Raw genomic sequence first — 20,649 nt, forward strand, 5'->3', positions numbered from 1 at the left:
TTCACTTGGCCGGATCACGTCAGACTGCCATGGCGGCAAAACCCCTAGAAATCCGCAGGATTATGTCCTATATGATAGATATTGCCCAATATGGGCAGCTTTGAACCCTGCGTCAAGGTAAGATGGCGATGATTTTGACACCAGCGCTCTGCCGGGCGGCTCGCGGCTTTCTCGACTGGACCCAGATGGATCTTGCCGACCGCTCGGGTGTGTCGCGCAGCACGATCCGCGACTATGAGGGCGATCGCCACAGCCTGCATCGGGCGACGGAAGCGCAACTACGGCTGGCCCTCGAGACAGGGGGGATCGCCTTCTTCCGCATCGAAGGACACGAGATCGGCATCTGCGCCAAAGTCGCCGCGACTGATGCTGTAGCTCCCGCGCATATTGAAAGCTGCGAGATCCTGTCGGCGTCGGGCGAACGCAACCAGACGTTTCCCCGCAAAGCCGGGCAATAAGACCTCATACACAACCAGGAACGACTATCCGCCCTCGAAAGCGGGAACGGGCTTTCCGCGTCAAGATCGGGCCTGCATTCAAAACAATCGGGCCGCATCCCTCCTGCCGCCACCACCTCAACCGGCAGCACAGAGGCCTAAGGGCCGAGTGTGACACAGCTCGCGAGAAGGTGAACTGAACGGCCCTCAATTCAGCCATATTGCGACCGATTACCGCATCCGCGCCGTGCCCCCCCCAAGACGACCGGAGAAACCTATGTTCGACACCACCGCGACCGCAGCAGACACGCCCAGGACCCGATATCGGCCGTCACAACGGCTCCTGCATTGGCTCATGGTCATCGTCATTGTTCCAGCGCTCATCATCGGCCTTTATTGTTCCTATCTCCCGCAGGGCATACCGCTGCGGCGGGCTCTTCTCGACGTGCACAAATCGCTCGGTATGACGGCATTTTTCCTCATCGCCATCCGCCTGCCGCTTAGGCTCTCGCTCGGCGAACCCGCCTATCGACGACCGCTTGACGTCTTCAATCATTATGCCGCTCGCGGCGCGCATGTCATGCTCTATGCCTTGATGATCCTGATGCCCCTCGCCGGTTACACCACCTCTGCCGCGGGTGGCCACGACCTGCCGTGGTTCGGTTTCTTTCAATGGCCCAATCTGCTGCCGCTCGATAAGGGCCTGGAGGAAACCGCCGCCGAAATCCACGAATACGGCGCCTACTGCCTGATTGCGATCGTCAGCCTGCATATCCTGGCTGCCCTCTGGCACCATTTCGTCCGCAGGGATGAGGTGTTGAGGAGGATGACTTTCTAGGGCCTATTTTCCAGCCGCTCGCGGTTCACGACGTCAACCCTGCGAGTGACGTCAGCCCTCAGAAAACAACCGCCAGGCATCCCAGAGCGAGCACCGAGATCGCCCAGATCAGGATGAGCGATGCCGGACGCTTTGCCGGCACGCTCACACGGTCGCACAGGAACATCAGTGGTAGCCCTCCCCGGTATTGCTCCTGCCACGGAACACATAGTTGGACCACGCCGTATACATCAGAATGAACGGCATCGCGAATAGCGCACCGATCAGCGCGAAGCCCAGACTCTGTGGTGGCGAGGCCGCCTCCCATAGCGAGATCGACGAAGGAACGATGTTTGGCCACATGCCAATAGCGAGCCCGGTGTACCCCAGGAACACCAGCACGAGGGACAGCACAAAGGGCGTTGCCTCGAGTTGTTGGTTTGACCCCGCTGTCAACCGGCCTCCATGTCTGAAGATTTTCATATGTTTCCAGCAGTGACGGCTTGACCTGAAGTTTAGTTGAGGTTGCAGACTGAACCAATCCAACGGAGATGCCTGATGATGAAGATAATGAAGGACGAGGATTTGGCCGGCACCGCATTGATGCCAGTTGCAATCGAGGCACTGGAAGCTGCCTTCGCCGCCAAGGCAAGGGGTATGTTCATCTCCCCGTCCCGACATCATGTCGCATTTCCCGGCAACGGCGATCTCGTGTTTACGGTCGGTGGCATTCTCGGCGAAAGGCCGCTTGCCGGTTTCCGCGTTTACGAGACATTCGATGGGCCGGAACATTCGCAAATCGTTGCACTTTGGTCGGCAAACAACGCAAAGCTCAAAGGTATCGTTCTCGGCGAACGGCTCGGCCAAATCCGGACAGGGGCAATCGGGGGTATTGCCATACGCCATCTCAGTGCTCCAAACGCCAGAACTATAGGCGTCATAGGCAGCGGCGCGCAGGCGCGAACTCAACTGATCGCAGCGGCCGCAGTTCGCGAAATAGAGGCTATTCGCGTCTTCAGTCGAGACGAGAAGAGCCGCAAAGCCTTCGCCAAAGAAATGCAGCGCGCACTGGGTATAGCGATAGAACCCGTCAAAAGCGTAGCCGAGGCTGTCGCAGACGCCGATATCGTGCTTTGCGCGACCGACAGCGATGTACCCGTCATCCATGCATCAGAGCTAAAGCCGGGCGTGCATATCAACACGGTAGGCCCGAAGACGTTAACGGGACATGAGATCGGCCTCGACATAGCAGATGCCGCCGACCTGATTGCAACAGATTCCCTCGAGCAGACGCGGACCTATGCCTCGCCATTTTTTCTGGCAGAGTCCCGTCACGAACGTCGAATACGGGAGCTTGCCGATATTGTGGCAAAGAACACTCCGGGCCGCACATCGCCGTTTGATACGACGCTGTTCTGCTCGGTCGGCCTGGCCGGAACGGAGGTCATCGTGGCGTCGGCGATATTCGACGCCTTGAGAGACTGACCCCTGTTTCATTGCGGCTCGCCGATCTCCACTGCATGACCGTCAGGATCATAAAGGCGAAACACCCGCTGCCCCCATTCCTGCTTTTCGACGGGATGGATAAGGTCTACATGCGGCGCTACCGCCTCGAATGCCGCGTCCACGTCCTCGTGTTCGAAGTAAAGAAGGATGTTTTGGCGCCCGTATCGTTCAGGCGTCTCGATCTGCTTCTTCCAGATCGTTTGCTCCAGCGATTTTGCCTCATGAATCGCAAAACCGGTCTCGAACAGCACGAAATTGCCGAAATCGTTCAGGATCTTCAGGCCCAGAAGATCGCCATAAAATGTCTTCGAGCGGGCGATATCACTGACAAATGGGATTGGATTCACGAAACGCATGGTCAAGACCTGCTTGATTGGGGAAAGTGAAGCAAGAGAAAACAACCTTTAGACTTCTTCACTATATCTCGGAACCAGATGCCGATATCTGACAGATAATTTCCATCTCATCACGCAACCGGAGGGTCATCATGGCAGAAGCGGCGCGAACCATGATCGTCATGGATTCCGAAAACTCCCGCTTTCAATTGCGGGCAGGCGCATTGATCCGCTCCAACGATCATATCCTCATCCATCGCGGGCTCGCGGACACCTTCTGGTCCTTGCCCGGTGGCCGGGTGGAGTTTCATGAGGCGGGCGCCGAGACGCTTGCCCGCGAGATCGAAGAGGAAATGGGCTGCAAGGCCACTGTCGGCCCCTTGCGCTTCATCATCGAGAATTTCTTCGAATTTTCCGGCCGGCGCGTTCACGAAATCGGCTTCTATTATGAAGCTGAACTGTTGCAACCGTTTCCATTTCACGAAACGGAAATCGTGCATCGGGTGATGGATGGCGGCGCCGAACTCGAATTTCGCTGGGCACCTTCCACGCAGGTCGGGCTCGACCGGTTCGACCTAGTGCCTAAAACCATACGCAACCTCATCGCCACCAATCCCGCCGGCGTTCACCATTTCGTGCTCCGCGAAGCGGCCTGACGGTTGGCATGGATTGCATCAACAACAAGCAAGTTCCATAAACGCACAGGCAGCTTTGCCAGGTTTCCGACAGGCTCAAATCTTCAGGTCTCCTTTCGATGGCGCGCATCGCTATTCTCGGAAATGCTGGCGGTGGAAAATCCACTCTTGCCCGTCAATTGAGCGAGAGACGCGCAATTCCTCATTTCGAGGTCGACAAGCTCCTCTGGCGAGAAGGCTGGGTGCCGGCGCCGCTCGATGCCTACGCCGGACAACATCAGCGGATCATATCCGGTGAGAATTGGATCATCGACGGCTTGGGGCACCGAAACTCGATCCCGGCGCGGATAGATCGCGCGACCGAGATCATTCTGATCGACATGCCCCTCTGGATGCATTTCTGGCTTGCCGCGGAGAGGCAGATCGCCTGGCAATCTGGCAAGCTCGAGCATGCTCCGGGCGGACTTTCGGCCATGCCGCCGACGCGGGATCTGTTCCGGACCATATGGGAGATCGAACAGGACTGGATGCCCGGCATCCGCCGCCTGTGCGCCGAAGCGCGTGATGCAGGCAAGACGCTGATACAGCTTCGCAATGTCGAGGAATTGAATGCGTTCATGGAAGAGTCGGGGTGAACTGCGGGTTCCGTGACCATTCGCGGGAACCGCGCTCGCAAGAACGACGGCTGTAAAAGCCATTCCAAAAGACGTGCAATCTTTGAGATTATCTTCTTTGCCTTCATGACGAACGGATTCTAGCCTGGCTCAACCGATAAGGGCAGTTTGCGTCATCGATGCTCCGAGGTTCGGATACACTGGACGCTCGCATCACGGCCCGAGAACAAGACGATCCCGAAAGAGGAAACCCCATTGACCTTTCACGCCATCCCGGCCGAGCCCGAAACATCGCTTCCAACGCTCGATCTCCAGCGCTTTTATGGCTCGCCGGAAGAACATCGGGCCTTTGTCGCGGAGCTGCGCACCGTGCTCCATGACCATGGTTTCTTCTATCTGACCGGCCACGGCGTCGACCCAAAGCTGATAGCCGACGTCGTCGCGACGGCGAAGCGCTTCTTCGCGTTGCCGCTAGATGAGAAGCTCAAGATCGAGATGGTGAAATCGCCGCATTTCCGCGGCTACAACCGCGCGGGACAGGAGCGCACCCGCGGCGAACAGGACTGGCGCGAGCAACTCGACATCAACACCGAAAGCGCACCCTTCGAAGTCGGCGCGGATACGCCGGCCTGGCGACGGCTGCAGGGACCGAACCAGTGGCCGGAGGCGCTGCCGGAGCTAAAACCCCTGCTGCTGGCCTATCAGGCGGAGGTAACGCGCATCGGCATCGATGTGCTGAAGGCGATCGCCGCAGCTCTTGGCCAGCCGGAAAACGTCTTTGCAGACATTTACGAGCCGCAAGCCTCGCAGCTTCTGAAGATCATCCGCTATCCGGGCCGCGATGTCGCCGAGACCGACCAGGGTGTCGGCGCCCATAAGGATGGCGGCTTCGTCACCGTGCTGCTCCAGGACACCACACCCGGCCTGCGCGTGCGCACGGAAGACGGCGTCTGGATCGACGCGCCACCTGTGCCGGGCACCTTCGTCATCAATACCGGTGAATTGCTCGAGCTTGCGACGAACGGCTTCGTGCGCGCCGACGTTCACGACGTCATCGCACCGCCTGCGGGCGTGGAGCGGTTTTCCGTCGCCTTCTTCCTGGGCTCCCGGCCGGATGCGACGATCCCGCTCATCGAGCTGCCGGACGATTTGAAATCCGCCGAGCGCGGCATCTCGGTCGATCCGCTCAATCCGATCTTCCGCGAGGTCGGCCAGAACCAGCTGAAGAGCCGGTTGCGGTCTCACCCGGATGTCGCCCGCGCCCACTATGCCGATCTCCTGGCATCGGAGCAGGCAACTGAGCTCGGCTGACAACCTAAGCTTCGACAAGGTGGTTCAGGTCCACCACCTTGTCTGCCTTGCCGATCACCGAACGCCTATGGGTGATCGCCAGCACGGTGACATCACGGGCAAGCACGCGAATGTGGTCCATGATGTCTCGCTCCGTTGCCTCATCCAGAGCCGAGCTCGCCTCGTCCAAGAAGAGGATGGCAGGATTGCCGTAAAGCGCGCGGGCAATCGCGATGCGCTGCCGTTCACCTCCGGAAAGCTTCAAGCCGCGTTCGCCAACTACGGTTTCGAAGCCTTCAGGCAAGCTATCAATGAATGGAAGAATTGCTGCCTTCTCGGCCACGCGGCGCAGCCGTTCCTCATCTCTCGGTCGGCCAAGCATGATATTCTCCGCAAGGCTCTCGTTCAACAGAATGGCGTCCTGCGGAACGACGGCGACGGCGGAATACCAATCGGCCCGATCGATCGAGGCAAGATCGACGCCGTCGATGAAAATGCAACCGGAATCCGGATCGATCGATTTCAATGCCAGCTTGAAAATCGTCGATTTGCCCGAGCCGGTTTCGCCGACAAGAAACGTGATCCCACCACGTTCCGCTTCGAAACTGACGTTCGTCACGCCGCGGCCGTTCTCATAGGCATAGCTGACCCTGTCGAACACCAGCCGGCCATTCCGCGTTGAAAGCGAAGTGGCCTGCGAGCTCTGACGTTCTTCCGGCGCCTGCCACATGTTTGCCATTGGCATAAGCGTTGCGCGCGAACGCGCAAGGTCATCGATTGTATGCGCAATCATGTCGAATGGCATGTTGAGCTGCAGCAGCAAGGTGTTGAACAGGACCAGGTCGCCGACCGTCACCTCGCCGGCGGCATACAGCGGCAGCAGCAGAAGAAAGGTCACAGCGAACTGAACCGAAAGCCCGACCCCGAGCACGGCGATATAGCCGATGCGTTGCAGCACGTAACCGCGCCAGGCGTCCCTCCCCTCCGCCGCCTTGGCCGTGAAGCGCCGCTTCATCCAGTCGTGACTACCGAAATGGCGAAGCGTCTCCATCGCGTTCATGGCATTTCCGACAAAGCGTGCATTCTCCTGACCGGCATTGATCGCCCTGTCCAGAAAAACACGCGCGCGACGAACGGAGATCAGGGTGAGCGCGACGCTTGCCGCTCCATAGATCGCGACGATCAGGGTCACTTGCATATTGATGAGTGCGCCGAGCGTCAGAAGCGTGAGCAGAATCTGGATGACGCCGGGAACGAAAACGACGAGGCCAAGCTGGACGAGCATTGTCAAAGCACTACTGCCGCCCGCACTCGCAGTTTGGATCTCGCTCGGATTGTGCTCGACGAAAAAAGCGGTCGTCTTCCTTAAAATACGCTCGAAGAAGTGCGTTCTTGCGATGAAGCCGAGGTTCTGCGAACTCATGAGCGAAAGATATTGCACCATATGCTGGAGCGCAGAAGACGCACCCAGCAACATGGCATAGATTACCAGCCCCAGCACGACTCCCCGGACGGCGCCGTCATGCGGCAAACGGTCGATAAATCGTGAAAAGATATAGGGAGCAGCGACGCTGCTGACGCTGGAAAGAAGCACGACTGCGACGCAAATGAGCAGCATCCAGCGGTCGGACCTCCAATAGGCATGTAAGATTTCGCGGATAGGCTCAAGAATGGTGGATTTTTCGGCCATCGAAAACAACCTGATCTATGAGGCGACAAGACCTGCCCCACGCCGACATGGGGCGCGTTGAAATGCGGGAACTGGAGGCTATTCGGTGTTGCGGGCCGCAACGTATAAGCGGTAAAAATCTATACTGCAATACTCATGAATAATATATCAGAGATGGCAATCGCCTCGGCCGCAACGGCGCAAAGAGCCGTTCCGGCTGGCGGAGCGGCCCAACCGCGAAGGCAATGGCATAAGCCGAGAACAAGAGACTTAGGCCGGATAGATCCTCTGGCCCGCAACTGGAATGCCGAACGCTGAGGCACGTCGCGATCATTCAGATTCGCGTCGATAGCTCTAGGCTATTGATTCTTTGCACGTCATTATCGAAATTCACCGCATTTTGCGCGACGAGCTCTATTGCTGACTGTCCGGCACGACGACGCGCATGCCGTCGACGACGTTGCTTGCCAGGATCTGACAGCTGAGACGGCTGTTGGGTGCCGGCTCCATGACGAATTCGATCATCGTCGCCTCTTCTTCGGAAGGCGGCGGTAGGCGGTCGAGATGGGGCTGCTCGATATAGCAATGACAGGTGCCGCAGGCCAAGGCGCCGCCGCATTGGGCTACGATGCCGTCGATACCGCTCCTGACGGCGACGGCCATCAGGGTCTCGCCATCCTGCGCCTGCACGCGGATCTCGCGGCCGGCGGAATCGATGAACACGATTTCACACATTGTATTCTCCATGCTTTCGGCAAGCTCGTTCAAGCGGCAACGAGGCGGATGTCGAGACGTTTCGGGCCGCGTACCGACAGCCCGCGCTTGTAGGCAGGACTGTCATCCAGCAGCTCGATCGAACGGGTACGCTGCAAGAGCGTCGAGAAAATGATCTCCATATCCAGCCGGGCGAGATGGTTGCCGAGACAGAAATGTGCGCCGCCGCCGAAAGCCAGATGGCGATTGGGGCTACGCTCGATATTGAACTCATCCGGCGCCTGGAATTGCTCTGGATCGCGATTGGCCGCGCCATAGAGCAGGCCGATCTTCGTGCCCTTTGGCAGTAGCTTGCCGGCAATCATCTTCTCTTCCGTCAGGTAACGATGGAAAAACGGCAGCGGCGACTCGAAACGGAACATTTCCTGGATGGCGGTCGACGTCACGGCCGGCGTTTCCCGCAGCTTGTTCAGAGCCTTGGGATATTGCATCAAAGCATGCATTCCGCTGCCGAGCACATCGATCGTCGAGCCGTGTCCGGCCATCAGGATCAGCATGCAGGTGGAAACGAGTTCGTCTTCCGTCAGCTCGCCGGCGACATGCGCTTCGGCCAGCCGACAGAGAAGATCGTCGCGCGGGATACGTATGCGTTCGGCGATGAGTTCCTTGAGGAGTTCGTAGAATTCCGTCGTCGCGCGTTCGGCGATCGCCTTGCGCTCCGCGCTGCGATCGACGTCGAAATATTGCACGACCTCTTCCGACCATTTACGCAACTGCCCGGCATATTCTTCCGGCACACCCAAAACCGAGCCGATGATGTGGCCCGGCACCTGCGAGGCCAGGTCTTCGACAAAATCGATCGTGCCCGCCTGAAGGAGACGATCGAGCAGGCGATCGACGAAATCCTGGATCATGCCGCGCTGGCGCGCGACGAGCGCCGGGGTAAACTCACGAAAAACCTTTCGGCGCAGCCGGTCATGGGTTTCGCCATCGGAATCCAGGAGGCTGAATTGCACGAAGCGCGAATGGTTCGGCATGTCGTGCCAGTTCTGCCGAACCTTTTGCTCCTGGATTTCCTCCGGGGAAAGAAAGAATTCGAGCGAACGCACGAGCGTCTTGTCGGCGGCGGCGGCGGCCACATCCTGATAGCGCGACAGCAGCCATATGTCGAAATGCCCGTAATAGACCGGATCGGGGCTGGCGCGCAGCGCACGGTAAGAGGCATAGGGATCGTCCGCGAACGCTTGCGAGAGCGGATCAAAAGCTGGGTTTGCCGGCGACATGATGAGGACCTCATCCAATCTGGTTCATCGGCCACAGAATACAGCGTCGAAGGACGAAAAGACATGGATGCGAACCGCGGCCATATGGATAAGACTCTCATTCTCAATTAGGATAGGTCTGCCATGCCCGAAGAAGCGACCTCACCCGAAATCCACCCCCGCGACGACGTCTTCTTCCAGACCCCGGGCCGGTTGTCCCGCGCCTTTCCCTACTCGCTTCTCGCTGCCGGCCGCCGCGTCTGCACCTCGGCAGAAATGCCGATCGCCCATCGTTTCAACCAGCACACCCTGATCCTGACCCTCAGCGGAAAAGGCCTGTTGCAGGTGAATGGGCTCTCAAGCCTGCTGCATGAGGGAACAATCGCCTGGCTGGATTCCTCGATGCTCTACTCGCATCGCTGCGAGCCGCGCCAATCGCACTGGTCCTATCTATGGCTGGGGTTCGTCGGATATGGGCTTGACTCCCTGTTCGACAGTCTCGGCGTGATTGCCGATCCGATCTTCGAACCGGCAAAACCGCACGATACGGAGGCACTGTTCGAAAGCATTCTGCGGGAGGTCGAGACCAGCAGTTTCCTCGCGGACAACAGATGCTTTGCCCTGCTCGCGCAACTGATTTCATCCCTGGTATCCGAGCGCGCCGAGAGCAGCGAGCTGAGCGGCGCCGTCCAGCGGTTGCAGCAAGTCATGGAACTGGTTCGCGCCGACCTGGTGCGACCCTGGACGGTAGGCGACCTCGCAATTGCCGCCAATCTGAGCCAAGCGCAGCTGTTCCGCCGCTTCCGTCAGAGAATGGGCACGACGCCTCTCGACTGGCTGCGCCACGAGCGCGTCAACGCCGCAAAGCCGCTGCTGGTCGTGACGGATGAGCAGATCGGGAAGATAGCTGCCAGATGCGGCTATCCCGACCCCTTCCACTTTGCCCGCGACTTCAAGAAGCTGGTCGGCGCGACGCCGACCGAATTCAGGCGTCAAGGGCAGAGCGCCAGGCCGGTGGGAGCCTGAGGGATCAGATATCTTTTGATTTCCGCGTAGGGGACAAGAGCTCCCCGACACGGCGCGCGCCGATTGGCTCCGCGCACACGACACGTTAAGAGTTATGGCACCTTACGCGAGACTATCCGAAGCGCGCACCGCGCCTCTATCCGGGGATTGAAAAGTGACGACCGAACAAAGCGTCCTGCGCATTTCCATCATCGTGACGTTCGTTCTGGCGGTCGCCGGCATCGCCTTCGGTATATTGTCCGGCTCCTACGCGATCGTCTTCGATGGCGTCTACGCGCTCACGGATGCGAGCATGACGATCGTTGCGCTGATCGTCTCCAATCTAATCGTGTCCTCGGCAACGAACACCACATCGGCCGGCAAATTCGCCAAGCATTTCACCATGGGTTTCTGGCATCTCGAGCCGATGGTGCTCGGTCTCAATGGCGTGCTGCTGACGGGAGCAGCGGTCTATGCCCTGATCAATGCCATCGGCAGCATCATGGCCGGCGGCCGACATCTTTCTTTCGATCAGGCCATCATCTATGCGGTGCTGACCATGATTATCGCCTTTCTGATGGCCACCTATGCCACACGGGCGAACAGGACCCTCAGATCCAGTTTCATCGCCCTGGACGCCAAGGCCTGGGTGATGACGGGCTGCTTGAGCGGCGCATTGCTCCTCGCCTTCATCTTCGGCTTTTTCATTCAGGGAACGAGCCTCCAATGGATGTCACCCTATGTCGATCCGGTCGCTCTGGCGCTCGTATGCCTCATCGTCATTCCCATGCCGATCGGGACGATCAAGCAGGCGTTCGCAGATATCCTGCTCGTCACGCCTGCGGATCTCAGAGACCATGTCGACCGGGTGGCTGCCGACATCGTTCGACGCTACAATTTTCAATCCTATCGCTCCTATGTCGCCCGCGTCGGCCGCGGCAAGCAGATCGAGCTTTACTTCATCGTCCCGCCGGACGGACCTGCGAAGAAGCTGGAAGAATGGGACCATATTCGCGACGAGATTGGCGAGGCGATCGGCGACGAAGGTCCGGATCGTTGGCTGACGATCGCCTTCACGACCGATCCGGAATGGGCCGATTGAGCGATTGTAGAGGCAAGACTTATCCCCGCCAATCCTTGAACACCTCGGCGAGGAAATCGACGAAGCTGCGCACCTTGCGATCGGAAGTGGCTCGTCTTGGAAAGAGCGCGTTGAGCTCGATATCATCGGCACGCTGCCATCGCGGAAGAACGGCTTCGAGCTCGCCGCGCGCAAAGTGATGCTGGGCAAGCTGAGGCGATATCAGCGCTATGCCTGCGCCCGCGACGGCTTGGCGGATGATGGTCGTCGCCTCGTTGGACATCAGGATCGGCTTGACGACGACCTCGATTACATTGCTAGCATCATCAAGCAAACGCACCGTCGCCAAGGGCGTGCCCGCGCCCATAAGCATGATGGCATGCTCTCTTAGATCCTGCGGGCGTTCAGGCCGGCCGAACCGGTCGAGATAGGCGGGGCTTGCGGCAAGATGGGCGCGAGACCGTCCGAGCATGCGCAGGGAATAGCCGGAATCGGAAAGCGGGCCGGTCCTGAGCGCGATATCGAAGCCATGCTCGATCAGATCGAGCGGATAGTTGTCGTAGGTGAGAGCCAGCTGCACCTTTTGGTAGGCCTGGCGGAATTCGCTAAGCCTGGGTTCGACGACGCTCAGGCCGAGCGTGTAGGGCATGAGGACGCGCAGCATTCCCTGCGGCTCGATGCGCACCGCGCGGGCCCCCTGGTCCGCCTCCTCCAGTATCTCTTCGGCCCTGATGCAGCGCTCGTAATAGTCGCGGCCCGCATCAGTCACCCAAACGCGCCGGGTCGTGCGGTAGAGCAATTGAACGCCGAGATCATCCTCGAGCTGCTTCACGCGCCGACTGACGCTGGTCAAAGGCAGCCGCAACTGCATCGCGGCGGCCGTGAAACTACCGCGCTCCACGACCCGCAGAAAAATCCGGATGCTCTCAAGGTCCGCGATCATGGACTCCCGTTTCAGTAGGATCACGCCGGCCGCTCTTACACCGCTGCTCCCAGCGATACCTTCGTCACATTATACCGTTTTCAGCAATAATATGTCTCGAATCTATCATATTATTTTTAATCGCCCATACCGTTATCCATAGCCCCATGGCGGCCGCATTTTTCAACTCAACAAAGCTATTCGGTTCGGTCCGGCGCGGACTTGCGCGCCCGCCGTGGCTGACGTGGCCGGCAGTAGGCTTCGCGCTGCGAACGACGGCAGCGTCCCTGGTGGCGCTCTACATCGCCTTCCTGCTCAATCTCGACGATCCGAAATGGGCGCCGATGACGGTCTGGATCGTCGCCCAATCAAGCCGCGGCATGAGTCTTTCGAAAGGCCAGTACAGAATAATGGGCACGATCATCGGGGCCGTTGCGGCGGTCACAATGGTTGCGCTGTTCGCCCAAGCGCCTGAGCTGTTCATCCTGTCCCTCGCCCTATGGCTCGGGTTCTGTACGGCGCTTGCCACAGGCTTGCGCAATTTTCGCTCCTACGGCGCCGTGCTTGCCGGATACACAGCGGCAATCATCGCATTTGATTCCGTCAGCTCGCCGCTGCAGGTCTTCGACATCGCGGTTGCACGGGTGATCTACATCGGCCTCGGCATCGTGACCGAAGCCGTATTCACCACCGTCTTCGCGCCGGGCGCGCCGCTGCAGGAAATCCGGGATCGCCTGTCGGCCTATCTCCACGAGGTCGCCGATCTCTGCGCGCGCGCATTGCGCGGCCAGGCCAACACCGCAGGCTTCCAGCGGCTCTTGACGGGAGCACTCGAACTCGACGTCGTCGCTGAATATGCGGCGGCAAGCTCCAGCTCCGTGCGTAGCCGTTTTGGCCATCTGCGCGGTGCTGCGGTCGCAATGCTCACCCAGATGGCGATTGCGCAGTCTCTGCGCGAACATCTTGCGGCCCGACCGGATCTCGATGACCCCCTTGTCGAGAAAACAGCGATGCTGCTCGACGACATCAACTCCGCGCGACAGGTTGATGCGAATGTCCTTGCCGCATTGCGGGGAGATGTCCGGACGGCACTCTGCGAGACGAACGCCAATTCCGGCCATGCGATCTCACCCCGGCTCGCGATCCTGGATCATCTTGACAGGCTGCTCGAAGCTGCCCAGGGCGCACTCACGCGCCAGGCTCTGTTCTCGGACGAGAAGGCGCCGTCTTCACGGCTCAAGCTGTCCTTCCACGTCGATCATGTTGTCGCGCTTCACAACGGCATCCGTACCTTTGTCGCCATCGTCATCGGATCGTGGTTCTGGATCGCAACCGCCTGGCCATCCGGCCCGAGCTTCATCGTCATCCTGGGTGTCATCTGCGCCCTGTTTGCCACCCGACCCAATCCGGTGGTCGGTGGCATGGGCTTCCTCAAAGGTGGACTAGCCGCGGTGCTCGCGGCAGCGATCTGCAACTTCGCCATCCTGCCGATGCTGTCGGACTTTACTGAATTGGCCGCCGTCATCGGCATCGTCATGTTTGCGACAGGCCTTGCCATGCGCAATGCCCGCACGGCGGCGTTAGCGACGAGCTTCGCCTTCCTGTTTTTTGATCTCATCAGCCCGGATAATACCAGCCGCGTCGATGCGGCATCCTTTCTGAACGGCGCACTGGCACTGCTGCTGGGCGTCGGTGCAGGCGTTCTCGTCTTCACTCTATTGTTTCCCTCCAACCCCAAGGCAAAGAGACAGCGCCTGCAGCGTGCCACACGGCGTGATCTGGCTGTTATCGGTCAGGCGCCTGACAGCTGGACGAGAGAGCATTGGCTGAGCAGGACGGTCGACCGCCTGAGCGGACAGGTGGCCACGAACGCCGGGGTCTCGGAGAAACAAGCCGAGGACGACCTCAGAGGAATGCTTGCTGCGCTGACGATCGGCGAAGCGGCGATTACGCTATCCGAACTGGCAAGGGAACACCCTCGTCTTTCCAAATCGGTAAGCGTTGTTCTACGCCAGCTCGGTCGGGGCGATCCCACACGTCTCGCCAAGGTCTCCTGCCGCGCCGTCAACCATCTTTCCCACCGGATCAACGAGCCCGACGCCCCGGCTCGCCATACGCTGATCCGCGCTGCGGTGCAGCTTGATGCCATAGCCTCGGCTGCGTCGAACCACGCCGGCTATCTGAGTGGGAAGCCAACCGCCTGAGCGCGTCAGGCGCTTTCCGTATCCGCAGCCGGAAGCGTGCCGGTTGCTAGCCGCTTCCGCCGTGCCGAACCGAGCACGATGCTCTGGACGCGGCGCGTCAGCGGCTTCTCGACCGCTCTGAAGAGCGCCACGGCAAACATGACGGCGACGAGCGTCGCGAAGACAACGAACAGGCCGAGAGGAAGAGCCCCGCCGATCGCCTTCGTCCAGATGGCACGCATCGGCCGCAATATAAAAGGGTGAGCAAGGTATAGGCTGTAGGAGGCGTCTCCGAGCGCAACACCCCAAAGGACGATCCTCTTCCGCGGCAGAACCGGGCCAATGGCCGCCGCCAGAACGAACAGGGCCGCGGGCAGGCCGCTCCGCAGGAATTGCGGCAAAGCCGTATCGTTCCAGGGCGCGGAGATATGCACGAAACCAAGGAGGCCAATGACCACGAGCCCGAACGCTATTCCCTTGCCGATCTTCACGCCGCTGCGAAAGATCAGGGCAACATAGACGCCAAACAGGAACTCCAGAATGATCGGGCTCGTCCAGAAGGCTATCTGGACATGGTTCGGATCGACGAGACTTCCGACAAGCGCCATCCCGATCATGAGCACCGAAAGCCAGACGATCCCCAGCCTTATCGGCAAAAGAAGCGCCAAGGCGAAGAACACATAGAACAGCATCTCATAGTTCAGAGTCCAGCCAAGCGCGAGCACCGGCCTGATCTCATCGACGCCGCGCCCGGAGGGGATGAAGAAATAGGATGCCAGGACATGGGACACGGAACCGATGGGAACGGCAAGCAGCGAGGGCGCCGCGAGCGCGCCGAGCAGCAGGATGCTGGTCAACAGCCAGTAAAGCGGGATCACGCGCGCGCAGCGCCGCAAAAAGAAACGTAGCGGCGCACCGCTCTTGCCGAATTCGGAAGCGGCTGTGTGCGTCATAATGAAACCGGAGAGGACGAAGAATATGTCGACGCCGAAGCCCAGATTCCAGGCGGAGCCGTCGACCGCCGCCCGTCCTGTCGCTCCCGCCAGCATCTGCGTTTCGTGCAAGGCATGGGCGACCACCACGGACAAGGCTGCGAGCCCGCGCAGCACTTGAAGGTTCAAGAGCAGGTGAGATGGTTTGCCGGCATCGTTGCCCGCATCCCGCCCCTCAAGTATTTCGCTATGAAACCTCACCAGAAATCTCGGTAAACTTTGCCTTGGATCTCTATTTGGTATCTTGGACGATATAACAACTCGTCGCCGCGCGCATAAATCGGCGATCCTGCTTTAAATTATAGTTATTCTTCAGTTAATCGCCACCAAACGCCGGGCGGATGATCCGCCTGGACGTCATGGTGCCATGCGCTGGAAGGCCCCAGCCTCAGCCCGCTTCGCCGCGTGCAAGCACGTCCAGAAGCTGGCTGGTGTTATCGATCGAGAACTGCACGCGCTCGCCCGGCCAGACCGATTCCGAATAGGAGATCGGCGTGCCCTTGAGATCGACATCCACCTTCCTCAGCGCGACGACCGGCTGGGACATGGACTGGCAGAGCTGCTTTGCCTCCTCGCTCGTCGGCAGGCGGACGATGATGTCGGTGCGCAGGCGGATATAGTCGGGAATGCCGTATTCGGCCAAAATGACGGTCACGCTTCGCCCGCTGCGCCGTGCCTCGTCGAAACCCGGAAAGCGACGCACCGGGTAATAAGCGTGCGAGTAATTGATCGGCTCCTCGTCGGCGAAGCCGCGTCGGACGATATGGTAGACCGGCTCGCCATGCGGGAGCCGCAGCGCTTCGGCGATCATCTCGGAAGCGGGCACCACCTCTTCGTGAATGGCCTGTCCAAGCGGTTCCCTGCCCTGATCGAGCAGGTTTTGGGAAAAGCGCGTGCGTTCGGACAGGCGGTAGTCGAGGCGGCTATCCCTGACAAAGGTTCCACGCCCCTGCTCGACCAGCACAAGACCGCGACTTTCGAGGCGGGAAATGGCTCGCCGTATGGTGTGCCGCCCGACGCCGAACCGCTCCATCAGGTCGGTCTCGGTCGGAAGCTGCGCCTTGGGCGACAGGCGGCCGGTCAGAATATCCTCGGCGATATCGCTTTCGACCTGTTGCCATTGCCCGTGCAGCAACTTTTTCTCCATGCCTGCCCTTCCGAATCCAACCATGTCATTCGAATGTCATATATCGGCCGCAGCGTCACTTTTCAATCTCTGTTCGATCATCGCAACCCTGCGGATAAATCCTGAAGCCGATTCACTGATTATGTTTTAACGTTTAGCCGCTTCTCTCTTCATATGGGTGTCACCGGCCACCGTTAAATAAATATTCGAATGTTTAATTAGTCATTCGGATATTGAGGATAAGATGGTGGGGCTTAATCGTCGGCAATTCATCGCGGGTACGACCGCAGTCATCGGAACATCGATCGCAATGACCGGCAAGGCCCGGTCTGCCGACGCGGCTATCGAGATTTCGAGCACCTGGGGACCCGACAAGCCCTTCCAGAAGGTGGTCGATGCCTTCAACGCCAAGCAGCTCGGCGTGACGGTCAGCAACCGTTTTGACGGCGACTACGAGGCCGTGACCGCCAAGGCCGTTGCCGGCATCGCCGCCGGTCGTCCGCCGGCGATGATGGTCACCGGCTGGAAATTCGGCTATTTCGCCAAGCGCACGCTCGGCGCCCGCGACCTGCGCGAGATCAACGCTGCAAAGGCCGAGGCAATCCTCGCCAACTTCCGTTCGTCGGTTCTGCCGCTCGTCACCATCGACGGTGCGGTCATCGGTCTGCCCTGGGCGATGTCGACGCCGATCACCTACATCAACAGCGAGATGTGGAAGGCTGCCGGCCTCGATCCCAACCTGCCGGAAACGCCGGATACGAAGTGGCTTTACGACAGTGCTCGCAAGCTCGATGCGGCCCTCAAGGGCAAGCATCCGACCTATCGTTCGCCGATCTCGCTCTCCAACAACGAATGGACGAGCCAGTCCTTCATCCAGAATGCCGGCGGCTTCATTATCGACCCGGATGGCAAGCTGGCGCTGAACAGCCCGGAAGCGATTGCCGGCATGAGCGAATATTGCGCCCCGGCGCACGAGGGCCTTTGGCTTCCCGTCAGCGACAAGGAACAGACGGCCGCGTTCCAATCCGGCGCCCTTGCAATCTGCACGACGAGCTCAACCTCGGCAGTCACTTTCCCGTTCGGCGCCGCGAAGGCCGTCACGACCAAGTTCCCGAGCATTCCCGGCCACGCGCGCAAGATGAACAGCGGCGGTAACTTCCTCGCTGTCTACACCCGCAACAAGGAACAGGCGGAAGCTTCTCTTGCCTTCCTCGAATTCTGCGCCTCGAAAGAGGGCCAGACGCTCTGGTCTGAGACCGGCTACCTCAACACCTCGACGCATGACATTCCGCTGATCAACGAGTTCATGAAGCCAGCGGCAGCACAGCTGGGCGATGGTTTGACCGCGGAGACCATCTGGCCGGGCAAGCGCGGCCTCGAAGGCCAGGCCGTATGGCGCAAGTGGGTCTCGCGAATGTTGCTCAAGGAGACGACGGTCGCCGACGGCGTCAAGGGTGCTCATGACGAGCTGGCAGGCCTGATCTCGGCATAGGCGCAGCATCATGCCATTTCGTTTTCGATCGCTGGCCCCCTATCTGTTCGTGGGGCCAGCCGTTCTTTCCGTTGCGATATTCCTTTACGGCCCACTGATTGCCTCGATGCTGCTGTCGGTGGTCGACTGGAACCTGCTGTCGGCAGACATTCGCTTTGTCGGCGTCGACAACTATGCATCCATTTTCGACAATCCCGACTTCCGCATGGCCGCCTGGAACACGCTGCTTTACTGCATCGTCCTCATCCCGGCCGAGATCGTCATCCCGCTGATCTTCGCAGTCATGCTGCATTCGGTGCGCAAGAATCCGCTGCAGGGGCTTTATCGCGGCAGCCTGTTTCTGCCAACGATCGTTGCCTATTCCGTCGCGGGCGTCGCCTGGTCGTGGTTGTTCAATCCGGTCAACGGCCTGTTCAACGAGGTGCTGGGCTATTTCGGCCTTCCGCCGTCGCGCTGGCATACGGACCCGAACCTTGCGCTGCTTTGCGTGAGCCTCGTGACGTTCTGGAAGACTTTCGGCCTCAACATGCTTTTGTGGCTGGCGGCGCTCGCAAACCTGCCGCACCAGCTGCGCGAGGCATCAGAGCTCGATGGCGCAGGTTCGACGCGGCATTTCTTCGACATCAGCCTGCCGCTGATGACGCCGACCGCCTTCTTCATCAGCGTCACGACCTTCTTCCATGTCCTCGACGATATTGTTGGGGTCATCGACGTCCTGACCCATGGCGGACCGGCGGGCAGAAGTTCGAGCCTCCTCTATTTCCTGTGGCAGCAGGGCCTCTTGTTCTTCCAGTTCGGACCGGCAAGCGCCGTCGCCGTCATCATCATCGTAATCGTCCTCGCCGTTACATGGCTGGAATTCCGCGTCGGTGAAAAGCGGGTGCATTACAAATGAGCGATCTCGGCCATAAACTGCACCGGCTGCTGCTTCACATCATATTGCTGGCAATCTGCATCATCACCGTATTTCCACTGGTCTGGATGGTGTCCGCCGCCTTCACGCCGAACGACATCATCATGGCAAAGTCGGTGCGGCTGTGGCCGGAAGATCCAACGCTGTCGAATTTCACCATTGCCGCAAGCCGCCATCCCATCTGGATGTGGCTGTGGAATTCACTGCTGACGGCAACGCTCATCACCATCGGAAAGCTTGTTCTTGCCGTCCCCGCGGGTTTCGCCTTCGGGCGGCTGGAATTTGCCGGGCGGCAGGCGCTCTTCTGGTTCGTCATCGCCACCATGTCCTTTCCGAGCGTGCTGGCGATCATCCCGACCTATATCGCAGTCGTGAAGCTGCAGGCGTTCAACACCTATGGCGCGATGATCATTCCGTCGATTCCCTATATCGGCTTCTACGTCTTCTACATGCGACAGGCGTTCCGCTCGCTGCCTGGCTCGATGTTCGAGGCGGCGCGGATGGATGGCAGCGGCTTGTGGCGGCAATTCATCGAGATCGGCCTGCCGAACGTCATTCCGGCGATCGCGGCGCTTTCGGTCATCTCCTTTATGGGTGCCTGGAACATCTATCTTTGGGGCCAGCTGGTGCTGGACGACGCTTTCAAGAAGACGCTGACGACCGGCATCGCGTCCTTTGCCGATCTTGAAGGAGCCGATCGGGCATGGGGGCCGCTGATGGCCACGAGTTTGCTGTCGATCGTCCCCGTTCTTCTGATATTCCTGTTGGCACAGCGTTTCATCGTCGACGCGCTGGCACCCGGCATCGACGACAGATAGGCAGACCATGCCCCGTGTAATTGTAATCGGATCGGTAAATCACGATCGCATCTGGCAACTGGACGCGCCGCTGGTGCCGGGCGGGCGGATACAATTTTCGTCCCGCACGACCCAGCTCGGCGGTGGCGCCTTCTATACGGGCCGGCAGCTCCTGGAGCTGGGAGCCGATGTCGCCATCGTTACGAGGCTGATGCCGGATGAGCAAGGACAAGCGGCGCTGAAATCGCTTGTCTCAGCCGGCTTCAATATCGAACATATAACGATGGCGGCGGGCGAAACCGCACCGCTGGAAATTCTCCTCGAGCCAAGCGGAGAGCGGACGATCATCGCGCCAGCCGGACGATCCCAACCCCATACCGCCTCTGGAAATCTTTCGGGCGCGGGCGTCTACATTAACGCGCTTGCTCTCGATGAGAGCCTTGTCGCGCAGATCGATGCGCAGCCCCTCGTTGTCTCGCAATTTCCCCTTCGGCCCGCGACACCGCGCCCGGCCGATTACGTGATCTCCTCCCGCGATGACGTTCCGGATGACCTGACGCTTGCCTGGCAGCGCGCCGGCCAGATCGCGGGTTCACGCCTGAAGATGCTCGTGCTTACCGACGGCACGCGCCCGATCACGCTGTTTGATGGCTCGCAGACCGTTGAGGTAGCACCGGCGGACCGTGTCGACACGACAAACACGATCGGTGCCGGCGATCGCTTTGCAGGCTCCTTCCTGTTTTCGCTGCTGGAAGGAAAGCCACCGGCTGCAGCCGCGCGAGACGCGAGCCGGACAACAGCGGAATGGCTGCGCCGGCGCGGCGACTAAAGGGCTCGCGCTGCCTCAGAAATCGCATCT

21 protein-coding genes are annotated in these 20,649 nt (G+C 59.7%); 13 read left to right on the forward strand and 8 right to left on the reverse strand.

Annotated elements, in window-relative coordinates; translation table 11 throughout:
- Nucleotides 1-128 precede the first annotated feature (128 nt).
- Nucleotides 129-458 (forward strand): helix-turn-helix domain-containing protein, encoded by a 330-nt coding sequence (locus tag ACIQWP_RS00090; protein WP_402780482.1) that lies wholly within the window; start codon nt 129-131, stop codon nt 456-458.
- 256 nt (nt 459-714) lie between these two features.
- Entirely contained in the window at nt 715-1,275 is a 561-nt protein-coding gene (locus tag ACIQWP_RS00095; RefSeq protein ID WP_402780485.1) for a cytochrome b, read from the forward strand.
- A 165-nt stretch (nt 1,276-1,440) separates the two neighbouring features.
- Here the strand turns inward: ACIQWP_RS00095 and ACIQWP_RS00100 are convergent, their stop codons facing one another.
- Nucleotides 1,441-1,737 carry a cytochrome d ubiquinol oxidase subunit II gene (locus ACIQWP_RS00100; RefSeq protein WP_402780488.1) on the reverse strand — a complete coding sequence of 99 codons (297 nt, stop codon included), beginning with the start codon at nt 1,735-1,737 and terminating at the stop codon, nt 1,441-1,443.
- Between the two features lie 75 nt (nt 1,738-1,812).
- Here ACIQWP_RS00100 and ACIQWP_RS00105 point away from each other — a divergent pair, with 75 nt between their 5' ends.
- Entirely contained in the window at nt 1,813-2,739 is a 927-nt protein-coding gene (locus ACIQWP_RS00105; protein ID WP_402782667.1) for an ornithine cyclodeaminase family protein, read from the forward strand.
- An 8-nt stretch (nt 2,740-2,747) separates the two neighbouring features.
- Here ACIQWP_RS00105 and ACIQWP_RS00110 read toward each other — a convergent pair whose 3' ends face one another.
- Nucleotides 2,748-3,116, reverse strand: a complete 369-nt coding sequence (locus ACIQWP_RS00110; RefSeq protein ID WP_402782669.1) for a VOC family protein — start codon at nt 3,114-3,116, stop codon at nt 2,748-2,750.
- Nucleotides 3,117-3,247: 131 nt separating this feature from the next.
- On the opposite strand from ACIQWP_RS00110, the gene ACIQWP_RS00115 reads away from it, so the two are divergent.
- The 3 genes from ACIQWP_RS00115 (at nt 3,248) to ACIQWP_RS00125 (ending at nt 5,655) form a co-directional block, all read left to right on the forward strand.
- Nucleotides 3,248-3,751 (forward strand): NUDIX hydrolase, encoded by a 504-nt coding sequence (locus tag ACIQWP_RS00115; RefSeq protein ID WP_402780491.1) that lies wholly within the window; start codon nt 3,248-3,250, stop codon nt 3,749-3,751.
- 221 nt (nt 3,752-3,972) lie between these two features.
- Nucleotides 3,973-4,365 carry an adenylate kinase gene (locus ACIQWP_RS00120; protein WP_402780494.1) on the forward strand — a complete coding sequence of 131 codons (393 nt, stop codon included), beginning with the start codon at nt 3,973-3,975 and terminating at the stop codon, nt 4,363-4,365.
- A gap of 234 nt (nt 4,366-4,599) precedes the next feature.
- Nucleotides 4,600-5,655 (forward strand): isopenicillin N synthase family dioxygenase, encoded by a 1,056-nt coding sequence (locus tag ACIQWP_RS00125; RefSeq protein ID WP_402780497.1) that lies wholly within the window; start codon nt 4,600-4,602, stop codon nt 5,653-5,655.
- Between the two features lie 4 nt (nt 5,656-5,659).
- Here ACIQWP_RS00125 and ACIQWP_RS00130 read toward each other — a convergent pair whose 3' ends face one another.
- The 3 genes from ACIQWP_RS00130 to ACIQWP_RS00140 all read right to left on the reverse strand — a co-directional run bounded on the left by ACIQWP_RS00130 (nt 5,660) and on the right by ACIQWP_RS00140 (nt 9,300).
- Complete coding sequence (locus ACIQWP_RS00130; protein ID WP_402780500.1) at nt 5,660-7,324, reverse strand: ABC transporter ATP-binding protein; 1,665 nt, start codon at nt 7,322-7,324, stop codon at nt 5,660-5,662.
- Nucleotides 7,325-7,717: 393 nt separating this feature from the next.
- Nucleotides 7,718-8,038 carry a 2Fe-2S iron-sulfur cluster-binding protein gene (locus tag ACIQWP_RS00135; protein WP_402780503.1) on the reverse strand — a complete coding sequence of 107 codons (321 nt, stop codon included), beginning with the start codon at nt 8,036-8,038 and terminating at the stop codon, nt 7,718-7,720.
- A 29-nt stretch (nt 8,039-8,067) separates the two neighbouring features.
- A complete protein-coding gene (locus ACIQWP_RS00140; RefSeq protein ID WP_402780506.1) occupies nt 8,068-9,300 on the reverse strand; it encodes a cytochrome P450 in 1,233 nt (410 codons plus the stop codon).
- 123 nt (nt 9,301-9,423) lie between these two features.
- Here ACIQWP_RS00140 and ACIQWP_RS00145 point away from each other — a divergent pair, with 123 nt between their 5' ends.
- Together ACIQWP_RS00145 and ACIQWP_RS00150 are read left to right on the forward strand one after the other, a co-directional pair.
- Nucleotides 9,424-10,305: a helix-turn-helix domain-containing protein gene (locus tag ACIQWP_RS00145; RefSeq protein ID WP_402780509.1), complete on the forward strand. Its 882-nt coding sequence runs from the start codon at nt 9,424-9,426 to the stop codon at nt 10,303-10,305.
- 154 nt (nt 10,306-10,459) lie between these two features.
- Nucleotides 10,460-11,386 (forward strand): cation diffusion facilitator family transporter, encoded by a 927-nt coding sequence (locus ACIQWP_RS00150; RefSeq protein ID WP_402780512.1) that lies wholly within the window; start codon nt 10,460-10,462, stop codon nt 11,384-11,386.
- 19 nt (nt 11,387-11,405) lie between these two features.
- On the opposite strand, the gene ACIQWP_RS00155 is transcribed toward ACIQWP_RS00150, so the two are convergent.
- Nucleotides 11,406-12,308, reverse strand: a complete 903-nt coding sequence (locus tag ACIQWP_RS00155; protein WP_402780515.1) for a LysR family transcriptional regulator — start codon at nt 12,306-12,308, stop codon at nt 11,406-11,408.
- Nucleotides 12,309-12,454: 146 nt separating this feature from the next.
- Between ACIQWP_RS00155 and ACIQWP_RS00160 the strand changes: the two genes are divergently transcribed.
- Nucleotides 12,455-14,491, forward strand: coding sequence for an FUSC family protein (locus ACIQWP_RS00160; protein ID WP_402780518.1), 2,037 nt, complete (start codon nt 12,455-12,457; stop codon nt 14,489-14,491).
- Nucleotides 14,492-14,496: 5 nt separating this feature from the next.
- Here ACIQWP_RS00160 and ACIQWP_RS00165 read toward each other — a convergent pair whose 3' ends face one another.
- Together ACIQWP_RS00165 and phnF are read right to left on the reverse strand one after the other, a co-directional pair.
- Nucleotides 14,497-15,663, reverse strand: a complete 1,167-nt coding sequence (locus ACIQWP_RS00165) for an acyltransferase family protein (protein ID WP_402780521.1) — start codon at nt 15,661-15,663, stop codon at nt 14,497-14,499.
- A 187-nt stretch (nt 15,664-15,850) separates the two neighbouring features.
- Nucleotides 15,851-16,609, reverse strand: coding sequence for a phosphonate metabolism transcriptional regulator PhnF (phnF, locus tag ACIQWP_RS00170; protein ID WP_402780524.1), 759 nt, complete (start codon nt 16,607-16,609; stop codon nt 15,851-15,853).
- Nucleotides 16,610-16,835: 226 nt separating this feature from the next.
- Here phnF and ACIQWP_RS00175 point away from each other — a divergent pair, with 226 nt between their 5' ends.
- The 4 genes from ACIQWP_RS00175 to ACIQWP_RS00190 are packed head-to-tail and all read left to right on the forward strand — an operon-like array spanning nt 16,836 to nt 20,619.
- On the forward strand, nt 16,836-18,080 hold the full coding sequence (locus ACIQWP_RS00175) for an extracellular solute-binding protein (RefSeq protein ID WP_402780527.1): 1,245 nt from the start codon (nt 16,836-16,838) through the stop codon (nt 18,078-18,080).
- 10 nt (nt 18,081-18,090) lie between these two features.
- Complete coding sequence (locus tag ACIQWP_RS00180) at nt 18,091-18,975, forward strand: carbohydrate ABC transporter permease (protein ID WP_402780530.1); 885 nt, start codon at nt 18,091-18,093, stop codon at nt 18,973-18,975.
- Nucleotides 18,972-19,811 carry a carbohydrate ABC transporter permease gene (locus ACIQWP_RS00185; RefSeq protein WP_402780533.1) on the forward strand — a complete coding sequence of 280 codons (840 nt, stop codon included), beginning with the start codon at nt 18,972-18,974 and terminating at the stop codon, nt 19,809-19,811. Before ACIQWP_RS00180 ends, ACIQWP_RS00185 begins: the two co-directional genes overlap by 4 nt.
- A gap of 7 nt (nt 19,812-19,818) precedes the next feature.
- Entirely contained in the window at nt 19,819-20,619 is an 801-nt protein-coding gene (locus tag ACIQWP_RS00190; RefSeq protein ID WP_402780536.1) for a PfkB family carbohydrate kinase, read from the forward strand.
- The last annotated feature ends 30 nt before the right edge of the window (nt 20,620-20,649 follow it).

It is taken from the genome of Rhizobium sp. NPDC090279 (assembly GCF_044769665.1).
Taxonomy (GTDB): Bacteria; Pseudomonadota; Alphaproteobacteria; order Rhizobiales; family Rhizobiaceae; genus Rhizobium.

Coding starts and splice junctions, on each gene's coding strand:
- ACIQWP_RS00090 (WP_402780482.1), top strand. CDS start 129: ATGATTTTGACACCAGCGCTCTGCCGGGCGGCTCGCGGCTTTCTCGAC.
- ACIQWP_RS00095 (WP_402780485.1), top strand. CDS start 715: ATGTTCGACACCACCGCGACCGCAGCAGACACGCCCAGGACCCGATAT.
- ACIQWP_RS00100 (WP_402780488.1), bottom strand. CDS start 1,737: ATGAAAATCTTCAGACATGGAGGCCGGTTGACAGCGGGGTCAAACCAA.
- ACIQWP_RS00105 (WP_402782667.1), top strand. CDS start 1,813: ATGATGAAGATAATGAAGGACGAGGATTTGGCCGGCACCGCATTGATG.
- ACIQWP_RS00110 (WP_402782669.1), bottom strand. CDS start 3,116: ATGCGTTTCGTGAATCCAATCCCATTTGTCAGTGATATCGCCCGCTCG.
- ACIQWP_RS00115 (WP_402780491.1), top strand. CDS start 3,248: ATGGCAGAAGCGGCGCGAACCATGATCGTCATGGATTCCGAAAACTCC.
- ACIQWP_RS00130 (WP_402780500.1), bottom strand. CDS start 7,324: ATGGCCGAAAAATCCACCATTCTTGAGCCTATCCGCGAAATCTTACAT.
- ACIQWP_RS00135 (WP_402780503.1), bottom strand. CDS start 8,038: ATGTGTGAAATCGTGTTCATCGATTCCGCCGGCCGCGAGATCCGCGTG.
- ACIQWP_RS00140 (WP_402780506.1), bottom strand. CDS start 9,300: ATGTCGCCGGCAAACCCAGCTTTTGATCCGCTCTCGCAAGCGTTCGCG.
- ACIQWP_RS00145 (WP_402780509.1), top strand. CDS start 9,424: ATGCCCGAAGAAGCGACCTCACCCGAAATCCACCCCCGCGACGACGTC.
- ACIQWP_RS00155 (WP_402780515.1), bottom strand. CDS start 12,308: ATGATCGCGGACCTTGAGAGCATCCGGATTTTTCTGCGGGTCGTGGAG.
- ACIQWP_RS00160 (WP_402780518.1), top strand. CDS start 12,455: ATGGCGGCCGCATTTTTCAACTCAACAAAGCTATTCGGTTCGGTCCGG.
- phnF (WP_402780524.1), bottom strand. CDS start 16,609: ATGGAGAAAAAGTTGCTGCACGGGCAATGGCAACAGGTCGAAAGCGAT.
- ACIQWP_RS00180 (WP_402780530.1), top strand. CDS start 18,091: ATGCCATTTCGTTTTCGATCGCTGGCCCCCTATCTGTTCGTGGGGCCA.
- ACIQWP_RS00185 (WP_402780533.1), top strand. CDS start 18,972: ATGAGCGATCTCGGCCATAAACTGCACCGGCTGCTGCTTCACATCATA.
- ACIQWP_RS00190 (WP_402780536.1), top strand. CDS start 19,819: ATGCCCCGTGTAATTGTAATCGGATCGGTAAATCACGATCGCATCTGG.